The organism is Thermodesulfobacteriota bacterium (assembly GCA_040753795.1).
GTDB lineage: Bacteria > Desulfobacterota > Desulfobacteria > Desulfobacterales > Desulfosudaceae > JBFMDX01.
In genome coordinates this window covers 40,149-58,042 of record JBFMDX010000013.1, presented here as the reverse complement: position 1 = coordinate 58,042, position 17,894 = coordinate 40,149, and the positions used below count along the sequence as shown (strand labels likewise).

15 protein-coding genes, 1 tRNA gene and 1 riboswitch are annotated in these 17,894 nt (G+C 50.7%); of the genes, 3 read left to right on the top strand and 13 right to left on the bottom strand.

Features of this window, described 5'->3' with window-relative positions; translation table 11 throughout:
- Positions 1-21 precede the first annotated feature (21 nt).
- The 9 genes from AB1724_14460 to amrA form a co-directional block, all read right to left on the bottom strand.
- Complete coding sequence (locus AB1724_14460; GenBank protein ID MEW6079013.1) at positions 22-945, bottom strand: glycosyltransferase family 2 protein; 924 nt, start codon at positions 943-945, stop codon at positions 22-24.
- A 2-nt stretch (positions 946-947) separates the two neighbouring features.
- The gene (locus tag AB1724_14455; GenBank protein MEW6079012.1) at positions 948-1,637 is read right to left on the bottom strand and encodes a WbqC family protein; all 690 of its coding nucleotides are present in this window, start codon (positions 1,635-1,637) and stop codon (positions 948-950) included.
- Positions 1,638-1,639: 2 nt separating this feature from the next.
- Positions 1,640-2,179, bottom strand: coding sequence for an acyltransferase (locus tag AB1724_14450; GenBank protein ID MEW6079011.1), 540 nt, complete (start codon positions 2,177-2,179; stop codon positions 1,640-1,642).
- Positions 2,166-3,227, bottom strand: coding sequence for an NAD(P)-dependent oxidoreductase (locus tag AB1724_14445; GenBank protein ID MEW6079010.1), 1,062 nt, complete (start codon positions 3,225-3,227; stop codon positions 2,166-2,168). Before AB1724_14445 ends, AB1724_14450 begins: the two co-directional genes overlap by 14 nt.
- Positions 3,224-4,366, bottom strand: coding sequence for a dTDP-4-amino-4,6-dideoxygalactose transaminase (gene rffA, locus AB1724_14440; GenBank protein ID MEW6079009.1), 1,143 nt, complete (start codon positions 4,364-4,366; stop codon positions 3,224-3,226). Before rffA ends, AB1724_14445 begins: the two co-directional genes overlap by 4 nt.
- Entirely contained in the window at positions 4,363-4,767 is a 405-nt protein-coding gene (locus tag AB1724_14435) for a hypothetical protein (protein ID MEW6079008.1), read from the bottom strand. Before AB1724_14435 ends, rffA begins: the two co-directional genes overlap by 4 nt.
- 159 nt (positions 4,768-4,926) lie before the next feature.
- Positions 4,927-6,117, bottom strand: a complete 1,191-nt coding sequence (amrS, locus tag AB1724_14430; protein ID MEW6079007.1) for an AmmeMemoRadiSam system radical SAM enzyme — start codon at positions 6,115-6,117, stop codon at positions 4,927-4,929.
- On the bottom strand, positions 6,104-8,212 hold the full coding sequence (locus AB1724_14425) for a hypothetical protein (protein ID MEW6079006.1): 2,109 nt from the start codon (positions 8,210-8,212) through the stop codon (positions 6,104-6,106). Before AB1724_14425 ends, amrS begins: the two co-directional genes overlap by 14 nt.
- Entirely contained in the window at positions 8,196-8,771 is a 576-nt protein-coding gene (gene amrA / locus AB1724_14420) for an AmmeMemoRadiSam system protein A (protein MEW6079005.1), read from the bottom strand. Before amrA ends, AB1724_14425 begins: the two co-directional genes overlap by 17 nt.
- Before the next feature lie 324 nt (positions 8,772-9,095).
- On the opposite strand from amrA, the gene AB1724_14415 reads away from it, so the two are divergent.
- The 3 genes from AB1724_14415 (at position 9,096) to AB1724_14405 (ending at position 11,467) form a co-directional block, all read left to right on the top strand.
- Positions 9,096-9,171 (top strand) — tRNA-Lys (locus AB1724_14415).
- Positions 9,172-9,201: 30 nt separating this feature from the next.
- Positions 9,202-9,295, top strand: a riboswitch (TPP riboswitch).
- A 96-nt stretch (positions 9,296-9,391) separates the two neighbouring features.
- Positions 9,392-10,681: a phosphomethylpyrimidine synthase ThiC gene (gene thiC / locus AB1724_14410; GenBank protein ID MEW6079004.1), complete on the top strand. Its 1,290-nt coding sequence runs from the start codon at positions 9,392-9,394 to the stop codon at positions 10,679-10,681.
- A 3-nt stretch (positions 10,682-10,684) separates the two neighbouring features.
- The gene (locus tag AB1724_14405; GenBank protein MEW6079003.1) at positions 10,685-11,467 is read left to right on the top strand and encodes a sulfide-dependent adenosine diphosphate thiazole synthase; all 783 of its coding nucleotides are present in this window, start codon (positions 10,685-10,687) and stop codon (positions 11,465-11,467) included.
- Positions 11,468-11,510: 43 nt separating this feature from the next.
- On the opposite strand, the gene AB1724_14400 is transcribed toward AB1724_14405, so the two are convergent.
- From AB1724_14400 to AB1724_14385, 4 genes are all read right to left on the bottom strand, one after another.
- On the bottom strand, positions 11,511-13,187 hold the full coding sequence (locus AB1724_14400) for a hypothetical protein (protein MEW6079002.1): 1,677 nt from the start codon (positions 13,185-13,187) through the stop codon (positions 11,511-11,513).
- 65 nt (positions 13,188-13,252) lie between these two features.
- Positions 13,253-15,046, bottom strand: a complete 1,794-nt coding sequence (locus AB1724_14395) for an outer membrane protein transport protein (protein MEW6079001.1) — start codon at positions 15,044-15,046, stop codon at positions 13,253-13,255.
- An 18-nt stretch (positions 15,047-15,064) separates the two neighbouring features.
- Entirely contained in the window at positions 15,065-16,957 is a 1,893-nt protein-coding gene (locus tag AB1724_14390; protein MEW6079000.1) for an SPOR domain-containing protein, read from the bottom strand.
- A gap of 28 nt (positions 16,958-16,985) precedes the next feature.
- The gene (locus AB1724_14385; protein MEW6078999.1) at positions 16,986-17,768 is read right to left on the bottom strand and encodes a C39 family peptidase; all 783 of its coding nucleotides are present in this window, start codon (positions 17,766-17,768) and stop codon (positions 16,986-16,988) included.
- Positions 17,769-17,894 lie beyond the last annotated feature (126 nt).

The window sequence follows — 17,894 nt, the reverse complement described above, 5'->3', positions numbered from 1 at the left end:
CAATTCCCAGTGCGGAGATCTTTATTTTTTCTGATAAATATTCTTAATTATCGTATATGGCCTGTTTTTTACTTCAGTAAATATCACAGACAGATAAATGGCAATTACGCCTATGCTGAAAATCGTCAGACCTCCTAAAAACCATATGGATAAAACGATTGTCATGTATCCGCTGGGCGCCTCCCCGACAAATACTCTCACCAGGAAAACATATAGCGCATATAGAAATGACAGGAACAATATAAACGCCCCCAATACGGCAATATAGATTAGCGGCCTATTGCTGAAACCGGTAATTGATTTTATGGTCAGGGACAACTTTTTCCTTAGTGTGTAGGTGGTTTTATCCTTGCTTCCTTTTTTTACTGTTAATGAGATCTGTTTGAAACCTGTTATCGAATATATGCCCCCCAGTTCGACTTCGCTTTCTTTGTGCATGATCAAGGCTTGTACATATTTTCTGGTCATCAGCCTGGCCATAATGAGATTGGGCGGGAGATAATTTGAGGATAACAGATTGAAAAGAAAGTAATAAGCGGACCCGCTGATTCTCTCGAACAATTTTCCCTTGCGTTTTTCCTGGACACAATAAACGACATCAACATCATTGGTTTTTTTGAAAACTTCATGGCACTTGTTTAACAGCTCGGGTTCTTCTTCAAGATCGATGTCTATCAGAAAGACAAGGTCTCCCGTGGTTAATGACAGGCCGGTCATAACGGCCTTATGGTGACCGAAGTTCCTCGACAAATCCACAATTTTTACCCTTGAGTCTTTTTCATGGATACCCAGCGCCGCCCCGAGAGAATTGTCGGGAGACCCATCATTAACAAAGACGATTTCATAATCATTTGTGATGGATTGGAGCGCTCCGCTGATCCTCTCGTAAAATTCATTAATATAAGGTTCGGAGTAGTAAAGAGTGGTTACAACAGAGATGTCCATGTTTACGAAAAGCTCTTCATATATTGTTTGTAATTAGGGCCGGTATTGAATATGAGATCGATAATGCTGACAGAGTGGTCAAAAGGAGGATAAAGCTGCGGATGCTCAAGGTAACCGGTGTAATCCATATAGGATAAGACAATATGGTTATCGGAAAAAACGGTTTCATCGATATAATCTCTGGCCGCAGGACCTGAAATATAATGTTGAACCCCGGCGTTTTTGCATATTTCAACAATTCGTTCAGACTTATTGCCGGAAACAATAAAATCAGACGCATCAAGGATTTCCGTCTTGATACCCAGCAACTCACAAATTAATTTTATAAATTTCAGGTTTATCGCGCTCAGCATGACTTGATCGCAGTTTAAATATGCCTCTTCAAAGCATTGATAATAATTTTTAAAAAATTCGGATTTGTTGTAATTCTGACATATGGCCTTCCAGTGTTTTCTTCGCCAGCGTGAATCGGCCACTCGAGTCAGATTGATCGGTTGGCCAAGCTTTTCCTGAATTACGGGAATGGTAAGCCATTTAACACCTGTCGGCGTTTTAATCCTATTGCGATTGCGCCAGTCATTTTTTGTATACTGAACAGTATCATAAACTATAAAAATATCGACTTGATTGATTATGTCAAAATAGCCTTTCCAGGGGATATAGTTTGATTGTAAAAGGGCGCCTTTGATCATATTTACCTTAAGGGCTTTCTTTCTCCTATTTTCCGCGCCGGACTTCCCGCATAAATGCCCCAGGGATCCAGGTCCCGGTTCGCGAAGCTTCCCGCCCCCAAGATAGCTCCTTCACCGACAATAATTTCCGGCATCAGGGTACAATTGGCGCCTATATAAACATCATTCTGGATAACCAGTTTTCCGTATAACGCACGGGCAGAACCTTCCGGCAGACCGTCAACCATCATCAGCCCTTCATCATGAGCATATACGGCGGATAATAGGACTGTGCCCGGCCCGACCGAAACGCGGTCGCCGATGATGGTCTCCCCCCCGCCCCAGAAAGTGACATGGGGCTGAATATCGGTATAACATCCAATTTTTACCCCTTTCCCGGCAAAGATAAAGACAAAATCACAGATGCGGCAATGATCACCCAGATCAACACGGTCGGGAAGAGCAATTTTTGCCAGGGGGTTAATACGCACACCGGTGCCGCAGGATTTTAATTTATTTATTACGTTTTCGCCCATATTTTCAATATCTTTAAAATAATCCATCTTTATCCTCATGCGTACCATTACATTGGGGCCGGGTATTAAACATTTTTTTACGCTTGCAGACCAGATGACCAAACCTGTCCGATTGCATCTCTTTTTTATAATCGGTTAACATGGATTCAAAATCATATTCAGGTGTCCAGTTCAAATCCCGTTTCGCCCTGCTGATATCATAAAGGTAAGTTTCAATGAAGTGAGGCTTGTCCGGGCGTTCGATAATAACAACCGGCCGGCCGGCATCTCCCCAGAAAACCTTTGCGATTGCGGCCACCTCTTCCTTTAATGTCAATAATTTCCCGGACGCGATATTGTATAATCCATCCGCTCTATCAGTGGTAATCGCTTTGATAAAAGCCGACACCACATCTTTGACGTAGATAATATCCCTGCCGGCATTGCTGTCCCCCCAGACTTCGATCGGTTTACATGTCATGGAGTTTTCAATAAAGGTAAGGAAACCTGTTTTAAAATATTTCCCGTTTTTGTAAATTTCAATATGCGGTCCATATCCATAAACCGGAGGCAATCGAAATAAAATGCATGGCATGCCATATTGGGTTCTATAGTGTTCAATGCAATCTTGAGCGGCGCTTTCTGAAATACTGAACATCGCGTATTCGCCATCATATTTGAATTTTCTGCCATCGTCCTCTTTTATGGGGACTCCTTTTTCCCATAGAGCGCTGGTGTTCCTGTGTGAATAGGCAAAAATGGTTTTACGGGCCTTAATGGTTTTAGCAAATTCGAGTATATGCAAACACCCTATGGTATTCACCTTAATATAATCCACCGGATCGTATCGCTCGGTACTTATATTGGCCGGCTGCAAAGCGGCAAGACAAATGACCGTGGTGATATCCGTACCGGCAATTTTTTTAAAATCATTATTGTTCGTAATATCAATCTGAACATAAGGGATATTTCGATTTTTATAGAAGGTTTCGCCTTCTTCACAGGTATCCGAAGCGATCACATTGAATTTTCTCTTTACCAGTTCATCGATTAAATATGTCCCGATGAAACCGCCTGCTCCGAAGACCAGTATCATTTCATGTTCCTGAAAAATTTGTAAATTTCAGCAATTGTTTTGTCCTGCTCCTCTCTTGTAATTTCGAAATAACAGGGAAGACGCAGAAGCCTGGCGCTTAAATCATCCGTCACGGGTAAGTCCGGTATCGTCCGACCTGTTTTTTTCCCCATTGGGGATGTGTGAAGGGGGATATAATGAAAAACCGCCCAGACCCCTTTCAGCTGTAAGTGCGCGAGCAGCTTGTCTCTGATTTCCTGATTGCCGGAAACAAGAATATAAAACATGTGAGAGTTGTGCCGGCAGTGGGAAGGGCACACCGGTAAACGAATCAGGCCTTTTTCCTGCAGTAACGACAAATGCTGATGGTAGTAGTCAACGATTTGAAGACGTTTCCGGGTTATCGCTTCAATCTGTTCAAGTTGAGCATAGAGAAATGCCGCCACCAGTTCAGACGGCAAAAACGATGAACCCAGGTCCACCCAGGAATACTTATCGACTTCACCGCGCAGGAAGTTGCGTCGGTTGGTGCCTTTGTCTCTTATGATTTCAGCTCGCTCAATAAAGCAGTCATCATTGATGAGCAAAGCGCCGCCTTCACCGCTGATAATATTTTTTGTTTCATGAAAACTGTATGCGCCCAGATTCCCGATTGTCCCGAGAAACCGGTTTTTGTAGGTTGACTGAACCCCCTGGGCGGCATCCTCGATTACAGTCAAGTGGTAATGACGGGCGATTTCCATAATCCTGTCCATCTCGCATCCGACACCGGCATAATGAACAGGGACGATGACTTTCGTCTTTTTTGTTATGGCCGCTTCAATATGGTTTTCATCTATATTCAAGGTGTCAGGCCTGATATCGACAAAGCGTATTTTCGCGCCTCTCAAGGCAAAGGCGTTGGCCGTCGACACGAAGGTAAACGAGGGCATGATGACCTCGTCTTCCGGCCCGACATTGCAAAGCAGCGCGCTCATTTCCAGCGCCGCCGTGCAGGAGTTGGTTAACAGGACTTTTTTGGAACCGAAATTATCCTCCATCCATTTCTGACAGCTTTTTGTGAATCTGCCGTTGCCCGCGAGGTTGCCTTCAAGCACGGCCCGGGAAATATAGAAGAGTTCTTTTCCGGCAATAAACGGTTTGTTGAAAGGAATCATCATCTGCTTCCAAGATACAACCCGAAAAGGACAATGGACAATCCGAGCCATTGATTTGGGCGGACCTGTTCGTTAAAAACAACTAATGAAAGGATGGCAACCAGAGGAAAGGATAAGCTCATGAATGGATAAGCATAACTTAATTGGTAGTGCTGTACTGCTCTAATCCAAGATACCGCTGCCGCAAAAGCGGCCATAAAGCCTGAAATAATAAATATATTGTAGCCGTATGCCCAAAAGGATGGGGCTGATTTTAAATCAATCGCGCCTTTTTTTATTAATAACTGGCCGATGACGGTAAAGACGACGCAACTTATAATATATAAGAATTTCAATTCATTAAATCTCACAGAAGCGGGGGGTTTTTGAGTAAAACTAAAATTTCCCCCGGACTCCAACAGCATCAGGCCCCCCCGCATACATCAAAAATCGTCAGCAAAAGGCACCAGGCCGCGGATCGATATTTTGTTAAAGATAATGCAAATCAGGCATCTATGTCAATTTGAATATTCTGCGGAGGCGGCCGGTACCGGGTTGTAAACGATAGCGGGTTTTACTGTTATTCAAGCCCAGATGCCGGGTATCGGGGTGCCGCAGAACCGGCACTTCCCGTTCTCGAGGTGCCAGCCGCCGATCTGGTAGCCGTTTCTTTCAACCACCATTCTCCGGCAGTTATGACAATAGGTGTGGCAACCGTCGTGCCCCGGCACATTGCCCACATAGACGTAATGGATGCCAGCGGCCAGAGCGATTTCCCGGAAACGGGTCAGGGTCGACACCGGGGTCGGCGGCAGACGCTTTAACTGGTATTGAGGAGAGAACCGGGAAAAATGAAGGGGATGGTCGGGCCCCAGCGCTTCCAGGATCCAGCCGCACATTTGCTTCACCATCTTGTCGTCGTCCGTATAGTCGGGCACGACCAGATTGGTTATCTCAAAATGGACTTTCTGCCGGTGCAGGGCGCAGAAAGTGTCCAGTACCGGCTGCAGTCTTCCCCCGTTAAGCTTTCTGTAAATGGCGTCGCTATAGGCTTTCAGATTGACATTGGCGGCATCCATCACCCGGCACAGGTCCTTCAGCGGTTCAGGGCTGATGTAGCCGTTGGAGATCCACAGGTTGGACAGTCCGCTGCCGCGGGCAAGAGCGGCCGTGTCGATCATGTATTCAAAGAAGGTGGTCGCTTCCGAATAGGTGTAGGCGATGGAGGCGGCGTCTGCCTGCCGGGCCGACTGCACCACGGCCTCCGGAAAGAGGTCATAATGGCGGACATCTTCCGGACGAACCTGGGATATCTGCCAGTTCTGGCAATTCAGGCACCGCAAATTACATCCTGCCACCGCAATGGAAAACGCTTTGGAAAGAGGTTTGAAATGCAGCAGGGGCTTTTTTTCGATGGGATCGACATTGACAGAACAGGGATTGCCGTAACCCAGGGTGTACATGCGGCCGCCGATGTTGACCCGGGAACGGCAAATTCCGCGGTCTCCGGGTGAGAGCTGGCAGGAATTGGGGCAGAGCCCGCAGACGGTCTGGTCCGCCCGGAAGACCTCGTAATGCCGTGCCTCCCGCGACCATTTCCAGAGGGTTGCCGGCGCGTCATTTTCAAAGACATGGCCGCTGATGTCATCCCGTCCGGAGGATGCCGGATCGTTCCCGCCAAACAAAGAAAATGGGGCAGCCGGGGCGGCCAGGGAAAACAGTATGGCGCCGGCAGCGCCTGACTTGAGGAATTTTCTTCGATTAATGGGTGTCATGACTTGTTCCGATCATCGCCATGCTGGCGGTTTTCAGGCCCATGATCGCCAGGGCGGTTCCCCCCAGCCCGGTGTATGGGATCAAAAGCGTGCTGGTTATCAACGCACCGAAAGCGGCGCCGATCAGGTCGGCTGAAAAAGCGCCGGTTGTCTGACGGTCCCTGTCCCCGAACAATTTCAGGATGGCCGGGAATTGGAAGCCGCAGAGACAGGAAAAAACAAATCCGTAAGCAAGGAAAAAAGGCAGGGACAGACCGTGTCCGATAATCATGACGGCGGCGGCGAAGACTCCTGACAGCACAACCAGCAAGCCGTCAAGCAGCATGACGGCTTGCCGTGAATGGTAACGGGCGTGTCCGCCAAGCCAGGCGCCAGGAAAGAGCCCCGCCAGGAATACGGTCACTATCCATCCGATCTGAAAATAGATATATCCGAAAAAGATCTGGAAGGCAAATATGGCCAGGATCTCCGAAGCCATATTGGCAAAGCCGCTGGAGAACAGAACAAACTGGCCGCGGGAGAGTCGTGACCAGTAAACCAGAAGGAAAAGGCCGGTGACGGCATAAAAGAACGCCGGTGAGGAGGCGAACAGGGAAAACCAGCGGGAGAACATCAGCCGCATCAGCCGGGGGCGGGTATCTACGTTGACGGGAGCGTCGGCGTCGATGATGCTTTTCAGGTAATTCGTCCGTTCGGAGGTGATGTTCCCGTCAAAATAGGCGGCAATGTAGTCGGTCTCAATGCCTTTCTGTCGCAGCCGTCGGGGGATGTCCGCGGTCAAGGGGCCCGGACCGCAGATGAAGGAGATGACTTCTCCGGGAAGCACGAGGACTTCAGGAAAAGAGGCGGCCGCCGTGTTGTATACGGTAGAGAGCTTCTGACGGTCCGGTTCGGATGGATAGTTGTCGAATCCCTGCAGGCTGAAGGAAAAAACGCCCTTTGCAGTCAAACGTTGCCGTACGAGAGAAAAGAAGGAGAGCGTATAAAACCGGTTCAACTGATAGGTTTCAGGCTCCGGCAGACACATGATAATGGCGTCATAATGACGGGTTGAACGGGACAGAAAAGCCCGGGCGTCGTCATGGATGACGTTCATCCGGTCGGTCTTTTCAAGCAGGTTGAAGCGGAACATGGCCCCGGCCACTTCCGGATCGATTTCCACGTAATCAATGCGTCGAGGGTGATGCTTGTCAATCTCCTGCATGATTCCGGACTCGGCGGCAATGATCAGGACGTCCTCGGGTTCGTCTACCTGGGACAGAGGATAGTGGGCCGCTTCCTCCGCGCCCTGGCGGTCGCTGGAACTGGCGACAGGTACACCGTCCAGAAAGAGGGTAAACTGATCGGCCTGGTGTTCCACTTTAATCCTTCCACTGCGGGATTCCCGGTACCAGGCCAGGTCTCCGCCGGGAGGCGTCAGGGTCCGGGTTTCAATCCAGACCGGTGCGAGGACGACAACCAGGGTGATCAGGATCCCGATTAACGCGGCGGTGGATTTCAGGCCGCGGCCTGCCAGGAGCAGGATGGCCGCGGCCGTGAGAAGCAGCGATGCCAGGCATGCGCTCTGAAGCGGCGTGGCGATAAACAGCAGCACAAATGAGAATAGCGCCCCGCCGGCGACATCGCCGATATTGTCCATGATGTAAACCGTCGTTCCCGTGTATCCGGGCGATTCCCGCCGGAGAACGAAGAGGCTGTAGGGCAGGGCGAACCCGATCAGAAGGGAGTAGGGGCTGACCGTAACCAGGGTATAAAGAAGGGTCGGATAAAATCCGGCCTCGCTGCCGTGGACGAACACAACGTCCCTGAGAAGACGAATCGTCAGGAGAAGCGCCGGCGACATGGCCGCGGCCAGCAGGGAGACACCTGCCAGCCGCGGGATTGAAGGGAGAAAGAGACGATGGGTGATCCGATAGGCCAGCAGCGTACCGGCACCGCCAGCCATGAGCCAGATAAAAAAAATGAGGGCGATGACGAATTCATTACCGGCCAGGAGCGCCAGAAATTCCCGGATGGTCAGTAGCTGGGTGACCACCGATGAAACGCCGGTGGCCAGAATGACGAAATTTATGACGCGATCATTTTTTGCTCTCAAAGGATTGAACCTGATAGGTGAGGACTTTCAGATCCTGATGCTCCCAGGCGTTCGGCGGCAGGCCGGCTTTGGTGCAGAGATTCTCCATGAAGGCGACTTTGTCCGTAAGCTGTTCCCATACCTGGGGCAGAAACGTCGCCCGGGCCAAGCCTTTCTGGATGATGACGCCGTCCGCATGGGGGGTCAGTTTGGCCAGCAGGTCCTTTGGATTCTTGTAGACCAGCGGCTGCGGTTCCGTGAGAACGCTGACTTCCACTGCCACACGGGTCGCTTCCTCCGTTGTCAACGGAGGGAAGCGGGGATCCTGGAAGGCGGCGTTCACGGCGTTTCGTTTAACGCCGGAGAGGATGGATTCATCGGCGGTCAGGCTGCCGATGCACCCGCGAAGGGATCCATTGAGGGTCAGCGTGACAAATGTTCCCGCCCGTTCCGAAAAAGCCGGTTCTTTCTCCGGATCAAATTCCGGTTCTTCCGCTTTCATTCCGAGCCGTTCAAAGATTGTTTTCCGGGCCAGATGAACCAGGGCGGTTCCCTGTTTCTTCGTGATTTTTTTGGTCATGAACTGCCCTCCGTAAATTGCGATGACTGAATATCCGACGACGCGGTCGCGGTTACCCGCGGCGTCGTCGCTGTTGGAATAATGAATGAATACTAGTTCCCAATCATACGTTCGCGCCAGATCCGCAGGATTTCTATACGGGTTATGACTCAATATACCGCAGGGCAAAATGGCCGTCAATGGGATAAGCGGGTATATGCGGGTCGAAACCTTCATTGAAAGCCCGTCTTTCTCCTGAAACGGCTCCATTTTCCCTTGACTTGTGTTTTTCCGGTTATTATAGTGACTCGGTAATTGTGACCAAGCAGAAGGTCACAGGATATGGGGCCGTTAGCTCAACTGGCAGAGCAACTGACTCTTAATCAGTAGGTTCAGCGTTCGATTCGCTGACGGCCCACCAACATATCACGGGCAGGCGATTTTTATCGTATGTCCCGGCCAGGGGTGGCAGTTTTGCCTGAGATTATACCCGTTGAACCTGATCTGGGTAATGCCAGCGAAGGGAGATGCAGAGAGGATCGAACGGAAGTCGCGCAAGGCTGTTCCCCTTTTCGGGAACAGCCTTTTTGTTTTGTGATGTTATTCGTAAATATAAGAGAATGATAGGGCGAATGAGCGATATGACTCAACTTATTCAGGCGCGACAAGGCGTCATTACCGAAGCCATGAAACAGGTGGCCGCGAGCGAACATTTGTCTCCGGAAACGATCCGGGATGGCGTAACCGCCGGGACTATCGTTATACCCAGAAACGTCGGCCGCAAGTTTTCCGCCCTCGGCATCGGGAAAAACCTGCGTACTAAAGTCAATGCCAACATCGGCACTTCACCGGAACATTACGACACGGCAGAAGAGGTCCGGAAGCTGGGGGTTGCCGTGGCCGCAGGTGCCGACAGCGTCATGGACCTGTCCACCGGCGGGGATCTGGCGACCACTCGCAAACGCATTCTTGAGGAGTCTCCCGTGATGGTCGGAACAGTGCCCGTCTATGCCGTGGCCGCCGAGCTGAACCGCCGGGGGCGCCCGTTTTACGAAATGGAACCGGATATGCTGTTTGATTCCATCGCGGATCAATGCCGACAGGGCGTGGACTATATCACCGTGCACTGCGGCGTGACCAGACAGGCCAGCGCTCTTGCCACCGGATCCGGCCGGATCTGCGGGATTGTCAGCCGGGGAGGCGCTCTGCTGGCGTCCTGGATGCATCGCCGGCAACGGGAGAATCCTCTGTTTGAAGAGTTTGACCGGCTTCTGACAATCGCCCTTGAATATGACGTGACCTTGAGCCTGGGAGACGGATTGCGTCCGGGAGCGGTAGCCGACGCCACTGACGGCGCCCAGATCGAGGAACTGGTGACCCTGGCCGGATTGTCGAGGAGGGCCCGTGAGGCTGGTGTTCAGGTCATGATTGAAGGACCGGGGCATGTCCCCCTGAATCAGATCGCCGCCAACATCCAATTGGAAAAAGAGCTATGCGACGGCGCGCCGTTTTATGTGCTCGGACCATTGACCACGGATTGTGCTCCGGGATACGATCATATCACCGCCGCCATCGGCGGCGCCCTGGCGGCGTCGGCCGGAGCGGATTTTCTGTGTTACGTCACGCCTTCCGAGCATTTATGCCTGCCGGACCTGGAAGATGTCAGGATGGGAGTGATCGCGGCCCGCATCGCCGCCCATTCCGGAGATATTGCCAAAGGCATTGCGGGCGCGTTAGAGCGGGACATCAGAATGTCGGTCTGCCGCAAAGAACTGGACTGGGAGGGCATGTACCGCCTGGCCCTGGATCCGGAGCTTCCCCGAGTTAGGCGCGGTCGAAGCGAAGCCAGCGGGAAACCGGTTTGCACCATGTGCGGCGAACTGTGCGCGGTGAAATTGCATAATACCATTGTCGAATCGCAAGGAGAGTAACCAATGGAGCTCAATGAAGTCACCATCACCCGGGCCATTGTGGACCGGTTTTATGAAAAGTTGACGGCCAACCTTGAACTTGACGTGGCTATTGTCGGCGGGGGTCCGTCCGGTTTGATAGCGGGATATTATCTGGCCGGGGCCGGCCACAAAGTGGCCATGTACGAGCGGAAGTTGAGCATCGGCGGCGGTATGTGGGGCGGCGGTATGATGTTCAACGAAATTGTGGTCCAGAAGAGCGCGCTGCACATTCTGGATGAAGTCGGGATCGGCTACCGGAATTATCAGGAGGATTACTATACCGCCGATGCTGTGGAGGCGGTCGCTACACTGACAAGCCGGGCGGTCAAGGCGGGTATGGTTATTTTTAACTGCATTACCGTGGAAGATGTGATCATGAGGCCGGGGCGGGTGACCGGGCTGGTGCTCAACTGGTCTCCGGTGGAAATGGCCGGGCTTCATGTGGACCCGCTGGCTATCCGGGCCGGATATGTAGTGGACGCCACCGGGCATGCCACCGAGGTGGTCAAGGTCGTTTGCAGAAAAGTGCCGGGAACGTTGAACACCGCCTGCGGCGGGGTGGAGGGGGAGAAATCCATGTGGTCGGAGCGGGCCGAGTCGCTGACGCTGGAAAATACCCGCGAAGTCTATCCCGGCCTGTATGTGGCCGGCATGGCCGCCAACGCCACCTTCGGCGGACCCCGCATGGGACCGATTTTCGGCGGCATGCTGCTGTCAGGAGAAAAAACGGCGCTGGAAATCAGCCGCAGGCTGAAGGCCTCATAACCTCCAACGGCATCCCGTTCTATAATTTCCCGGCGGTTTCCGGTTATGATGGTTCGTTTATTTTCGCTTCCAGCCGGAAGAACGACAGTCCGGATTCCTTCTGGCTGGCAACCAGGATGAAGAAACAGCGCTCCCGGGCATCGAAGGCGATAATGGACCCGCGGATGATGCCATCGAAAGCGTTAATGCCCGCTTCGCCGTCCACCACCATTCGCCAGCGGCCGTCTTTTCTTGCCATATAGGCGACATGCTTTTCATCATCGGAAAAGATGGGCTGCATAATGGATTCAAACGAAGGGTGCGGTTTTCCGTCAACGACCATGTAAGCGGTTTTTTTATCCGGGTCATAAACCGGAAAGACCATCCGGCTTCCTTTGGGGCTGAAATAGGGCTGCTGGAAGGCAAATCCGAATTTTCCCGGTTTTTCTTCCGCGGGGATCCCAATTACCGGATATCGGCTGGGTTGCTCCACGTTATTAATCACCATGAACATGTCCGTACTGCCCTGCTGCATGGCCGCATAAGCGTATTGTTTTCCATCGGGACTGAAGAGTGGCGTCCCGATGGCATGGTAAAATTTTCCAGCGGTTTCATCCTTGATGACACTGTATTTTCCGTCTTCATTTTTGACCGCATAGAGGATGTTATTAGTCGCCTTGGCATAGGTAAACGCCTCGATCTCTTTAAAGGCCGGACCTCTGATGCCGTCTTTAATGATATGCCATTTTCCTTCGATACCGGCGGCATAGGCCGCGCTGGTCCCGTCACTGCTGAAGAGCAGTCGGCCCGGTACATCCATTGATAATTCTTTTTTTCCGTCTACCACATAACAGAATTTATTGTCCTTCTCTACCGCCAGATAAGCAAATCGCCTGCCATCCGGAGAAAATGACGGGGCAAGCGTTCCCGAGCCCTCGCTGATTTCCTCATTGTTTTTGACAATCAGGCGGCGGTTGTTTTTCATGGCAGAATAGACCAGCTGGCTCCCGTCAGGAGAGAATAACAGGTCGTTGATTTCATTGTATGCGGCACCTTTTTTATCGTCCAGCACTACAAACCATTTCCCTTTTTCCATGGCCTTATAGGCAATATGCCGTGAATCCGGAGAAAAAATAACATTTTCAATTTTTTCATAACTGCTCATTTTCTTGTTGTCCTTAACAAGAACAAAAGAGCTATTATCGTTGATTCCCACATACGCCATATGTTGCGAATCCGGGCTGAAGATGATGCCGACCTCTTTGGTGATTCCCCAATCAAACAATGGACCCGGTTGACCATCGACAACCACCTGCTGTTTTTTATTTTCATTTTCCACCCGGTAAGCAAGCCTTGAGCCATCAGGGCTGAAGGTGATGGTCCCGACGAATTTGTAACGGGCATGTTCCTGGTCGTCTATAACCACGAACATTTTAGCATTTTCCTGCGCGATATATGCCAGGCGATTATTTTGGGGAGAAAAAAAAGGAGATTGCTCGGTAACGCCGTCGTGAGTCTTGTTTGAGACGCCATCAAGCCATACCCGGAAAGTTTTTCCAATTCTGGACACATAGCTGATGTGTTTTAAATTCGAACTGATTTTCAGAGAATTTACATAGATCTCTTCGCCGCTGATGCCGTGACCGAGAGAAACGACCGTTTCTTTTACCGCCGAGTGTTGAGGATTTGCTGATACCAGCAGGGGGAGTAAAATCAGCGCAAAAACGACATACCGCCTCATTTTTTTTGTCCTTTCAGATGGATGAAACAGAAAAACAAACACTTCAAGAAATTTAAGGGTTACTGCTATTCCGGATGAACTGGTTTGTTCAGGAATGGTATCTGGTCTTTGATGTCGCGGCCGGTCTTTCGTAAAACCTGACCGACACGGTAGAGATATTTGAACGGCATGGAAAAGTTAGCCGACAGGATCGTGGCATCGATACTACCGGAAACATCCATGCCGCCGTAAGGGTTATATACTGAATTTATAAAATCAGTTGAGTTCAAATTTTTACTGCCGTTGTTCGGTACCCGCCATGATCCGGTGAGAAATCCTGCCGCCAGGTCGACTTTTAATCCGCTCTTGAAATTCAATCCCATTCCCACACCATAATAATCGGTGTCCGGCAACGGCGCCAGTACGGAGAAATAATCCATGTCAATGGAAGTTTTTCTGTCTTCCCAGCCGCACCGCAGGGCAAGCCAGTCCAGCAATTGGTATTCGGCACCCAGGCTTACATGGGTCTCATCCTTCATGTTCATTTCAAGTATCAACCGGTCGTTTCCATCCAGATGCCCCACGAATTTGGAAATCATCAACGGCTGAACGTCCTGGTCAAACTGAATTGTATATGCTCTTGTATTGGAATAATCGATCCAGTGAAGGTCACACAGCAGCCGTAATTTGCGGGTAGGTCTGACCATGACGCCGGCTTCCAGCCGTTGCGGCAGGTCCATCCCTTTCATATAAACGCTTCCGTTCTGGGAAGGGGTGGCCCGGTAGGGAAGATCCAGCAGATTGGATACGGCCAGCAGCAGCGGCGAGCTGCCCATCCAGGCGACAAACCGCTGAAATTCTTCGCTGTAGGTGAATCGAAAGGTCCCTTCCTGTTCCATTTTGACTTCGCTTTTGTAGCACAGACCGAACGATAACCAGTTTCTGGGATGCCACATTAACCCCAGGTTGTAATTGGGCGTGTAATCATCGCGGACCTGGAGATCCAGGTTGCCGATATCGTCCCAGGGGCCCACACCACCCCCGAACCAGGGGGGGGGCAGGGTCAACTGTGAGATGATAGGGATATTCAATCCTTGAGTGGATATGCCCATTATTTCCGTCAGTGCCGTCATGTCGTTGGGCAGGCGCATATCCGTGTCCAGCTGGGTGGCGCCCTGTCCGAGGCCCATGGTCACTCCAACAGACACGGTATCGCTCAACTGATAACTGACGGCCGGCGCTGCATAAACTATATGCTGCATGGAAACCTCACGACCGTTGTATCGGGCCGGATCATCATCATCCCGGTAATACCCTCCCATGGCCGGCGCGTATACGCCGAAGCCGAAAGTCCAGCGGGTATTGGGTTTTCGGTAAGACAGACCGAAGGGGAAGGGAGCGGCGGCCAGGGAAAAGCCGAATGGCGTGGGCATGCCGACGGAATCCATATCCTGGGGACCCATCAGGGGAATATACAAATGGACACCCTGGGTGGTTCCACTCTGTCCATTAACCGGATCGGCCTGGGGCCGGTAATCATAATAATTCGGATCGCCTGGCGAACCGGAGTGAATGCCACCCAGCCAACCCGGGAAATCAGGATCGGCTTTGAATTTTGATTTGATGGCAAATTCAGCGGTGAGAAGTCCCTGACTTAAATAAAGGCCGTCATGCAGGTCGGACAGCCCGGCCGGATTGTAATGGATGGATAGCTGATCCGGAGGGTAGGCGGTGCAGGTGTTTGCAAGGGAGATTGCCTTGGAGCAGACAGCCAGGTCTTCAAACAACGTTGCCAGGCAGATATCGTGGGCAAATGTAATTAATAGAAAACAGGCAATTAAGAAAAACCATCCCCGTTTGGCCTGTGGTCGTGGTCGCATTAATTCTCCTGTCCCGTTTTACAGTTGGTAATCAAAAGGAATTCTGAAGGCAAACGAAAAGTCAGAAGCATCATTGGTTAGACCGAGACCAACGTTAAAGCTGATCGTTCGTTTGGCGGAAAAGCGCCAGCCGGTACCCAGGCTGAGGCTGGCGGTTACAGTATCATCGGTCTCGGAGGATTCGCCGTCTTCATAATGGTACTTCGTTCCAAAGGCGTAAGACAGGCTGAAAGAGGCGTTGATGGTTGCCGCGTAGGACATGGCATATCCCATCCCCAGGCTCATACCAAGCCCGCTTCCGGGTTCAACCTCGTCAAGAACCCTGCCGTCACCCAGGTAATAGTTCAGTCCTGAATCCTTGAATTGATAGGAATAGGCCAATCCTCCGTAGGCGACAACCGGATCAATTTTTTTGTTGGTATTTACACCCATAGATAAAGAGTAGAGGCCGGCGCCGGTGGAAAGATCGATTTCCGGGTTGATTTCATAAGGCCCCCTGCCGGTGGGTGCGGCGACGCTGGCGCTGAGAATGAGCGGCGGAATCTTTTGATCAGATTTGGTCGGCTGCCAGCTGCCGCTGAAGGAAACGTCGCCGATATCACTGACATCCTTGGAGCCGCTGGCGCCCATATCATTATATTTATATTTAAAGGGGATGGATGTGGCCAGGGTAAGGTTGTCATAAAGAGCGTAGGCGGCGCTGATGGTGTTGGTCAGGGTATGATCAGCAGTATGGATGATGCGCTGGGCATTCCATTCAGCTTCGTCGAAACTGTTATGGGAGTATCCGAAACTGTAGTCAAAACTTAATGTTCTGGCCGGAGACAGGACGTATTCCCGGCCGGCGGCGGAAAGGATCTCCTCTTCTTCCTGCTGCTGTTCAGCCTCCGTCATTTTCAGTTTTTTTCTGGCCTCCGATTCAGTGCGCAGCTTTTCGACTTCTCCCTGAAGGGATTGAATCTGCTTATACAAAGTTCGGAGATCTTCACTGGCATACTCTTTGTCAAGGTCGACTTTCTCTTCCTTTCCAGAGTGGACGAAATCCTCTTCTTCGTTGATCAGATCCTCCCGTTGTATGCTCTGGGTGGAGTTGATGTAGGTGACAAATGCTTCCTTGTGTTCTTTCCCCATGTAATGGGTTACCTCGGCATAGGCTTCCTGGACCGTCTCGTAATCTCCCAGGCGAACCGCGAAGATTGCATTCCCGAGTTCATCCCTGGTCCTGAAGATATAGGGATCATACCCTCTGGCCTTGACCGATTCCAGCATGGCAATGGCATTTTCCTTGTCTCTGAATATACCTACCTGAATTGAATAAGGGTATTTCCCGATATCCTGCAGGGTCCCTCTCCCTTCGATTTCTCCCATTTCTTCGGGTGAAAATTTTGATGTATCGATAATAAATTTAACACCCTGGGCGTTAATGGCAGCCAGGTCTTTTACCGTGAGCCGGGCCTGCTCGTCGGAAAGAGTTCCCCGGGCGTTTATTTTATCTATTTCATCGGGCGTCAGTTTATTGATAAACCCGTAACCAACCATGTTTTCCAGTTCGGTCAGAGAAAGGTCGGAACCAAAACCACGACCGGAAGACATGGACAGTTCCAGAGAGGTCACATGTTTGATACCGGCACCGGTGGTCTGATTGAGTTCATCGCTGGTCATATCTTTTTTGAGACCGGCGCCACTGGCATTATTGAGTTCATCGCTGGTCATATCTTTTTTGAGGCCGGCGGCGGTTTCCCTGTCAAGTTCATTGGAGTTGAGGCTTCTGGTAAAGCCGGATCCAGACGATGGATCGGATTTTTTAGTCGCACTGTCGTCCGGTTGATTTTCCTGCCCGCTGCTGCTGATCGCCAGTGCTGCCAGGAGAAACAGGGCCCCCACAAGAATTATTTTGATATTTGCCTTCAAAATATTACCTCCTGAAGAGCATTGCGGTTTATCTTTTGTAATATTGTCTTTCGTCCGGATCCGTTTCAATCGGCATCTTTTCCATTTCAACCATTCGGTCACGGAACATGATATCCAGTGTCCGGTCTTCATCCATGAAACGGAGGTCGTCGTTTTTCAGTTGCAACAGTTTTAATTGTTCTTCACCTGAAGGGTAAACCACGAAAATGACATTCTGATGCCAGAGCTTCTTGAATTGTTCAACAGGGTAACTGGTATTGCCCTGGAAGGGGTCGGCCAGAAAGACATGTCCTTCACGGATATCCTTGAAAACGGTAAAATGGCGGTAACCATATAGTTCCATAGGGAGAATGCAGGGCATGTCAAGGGATGCCAGGTCGTCAATTTCAGCCTTGTAACCTACTCCCTGGTAACCGATGGCGTTAACGAAACTTTTCATGTCCAGCAGGGAGAACGCCCGCCGTTCGATAATTTTCTCCTTGTCGCCGTATTTCAACAGGCCGTGAATGATTTGGCCTTCCTCGAAATCTTCTGCCACATGATATTTGAGCAGGGTGGCCAGCGCCGCCGATCCGCAACTGTAATCATATTTCTGGCTGACGATACGGGAATACTCGATATCCTTAGCGGTTCTCATCTCAAAGCGCATTTCAACAGGCTGCAAAACATGAGGCAGGTAATTGTCGGTGTTGCTGATAATTCCATCGTCAGGAGCAACGGTAAAGCGGATCTCATTGTCCGGCGCTTCCCTGACAGGAAGAATACCGGCCAGCAAAGACGCGCTGATTATAAAAGCAATGAGTACATGCATAAAATTATTCCCCTGCCCCCGGTTTCAAAAATATCAAATAAACACTGTTTATCATTACAATGATAAAGGATCAAACCTGTTTTGTAAAGCAAAAAATAAGGGAAAAAAGGGACCGGAACTCAGTAA

Bases quoted from the DNA above. Each gene is read 5' to 3' on its own strand.
- AB1724_14460 (MEW6079013.1), bottom strand. From the start codon at position 945: ATGGACATCTCTGTTGTAACCACTCTTTACTACTCCGAACCTTATATT.
- AB1724_14455 (MEW6079012.1), bottom strand. From the start codon at position 1,637: ATGATCAAAGGCGCCCTTTTACAATCAAACTATATCCCCTGGAAAGGC.
- AB1724_14450 (MEW6079011.1), bottom strand. From the start codon at position 2,179: ATGGATTATTTTAAAGATATTGAAAATATGGGCGAAAACGTAATAAAT.
- AB1724_14445 (MEW6079010.1), bottom strand. From the start codon at position 3,227: ATGATACTGGTCTTCGGAGCAGGCGGTTTCATCGGGACATATTTAATC.
- rffA (MEW6079009.1), bottom strand. From the start codon at position 4,366: ATGATGATTCCTTTCAACAAACCGTTTATTGCCGGAAAAGAACTCTTC.
- AB1724_14435 (MEW6079008.1), bottom strand. From the start codon at position 4,767: ATGCTGTTGGAGTCCGGGGGAAATTTTAGTTTTACTCAAAAACCCCCC.
- amrS (MEW6079007.1), bottom strand. From the start codon at position 6,117: ATGACACCCATTAATCGAAGAAAATTCCTCAAGTCAGGCGCTGCCGGC.
- amrA (MEW6079005.1), bottom strand. From the start codon at position 8,771: ATGACCAAAAAAATCACGAAGAAACAGGGAACCGCCCTGGTTCATCTG.
- thiC (MEW6079004.1), top strand. From the start codon at position 9,392: ATGACTCAACTTATTCAGGCGCGACAAGGCGTCATTACCGAAGCCATG.
- AB1724_14405 (MEW6079003.1), top strand. From the start codon at position 10,685: ATGGAGCTCAATGAAGTCACCATCACCCGGGCCATTGTGGACCGGTTT.
- AB1724_14400 (MEW6079002.1), bottom strand. From the start codon at position 13,187: ATGAGGCGGTATGTCGTTTTTGCGCTGATTTTACTCCCCCTGCTGGTA.
- AB1724_14395 (MEW6079001.1), bottom strand. From the start codon at position 15,046: ATGCGACCACGACCACAGGCCAAACGGGGATGGTTTTTCTTAATTGCC.
- AB1724_14385 (MEW6078999.1), bottom strand. From the start codon at position 17,768: ATGCATGTACTCATTGCTTTTATAATCAGCGCGTCTTTGCTGGCCGGT.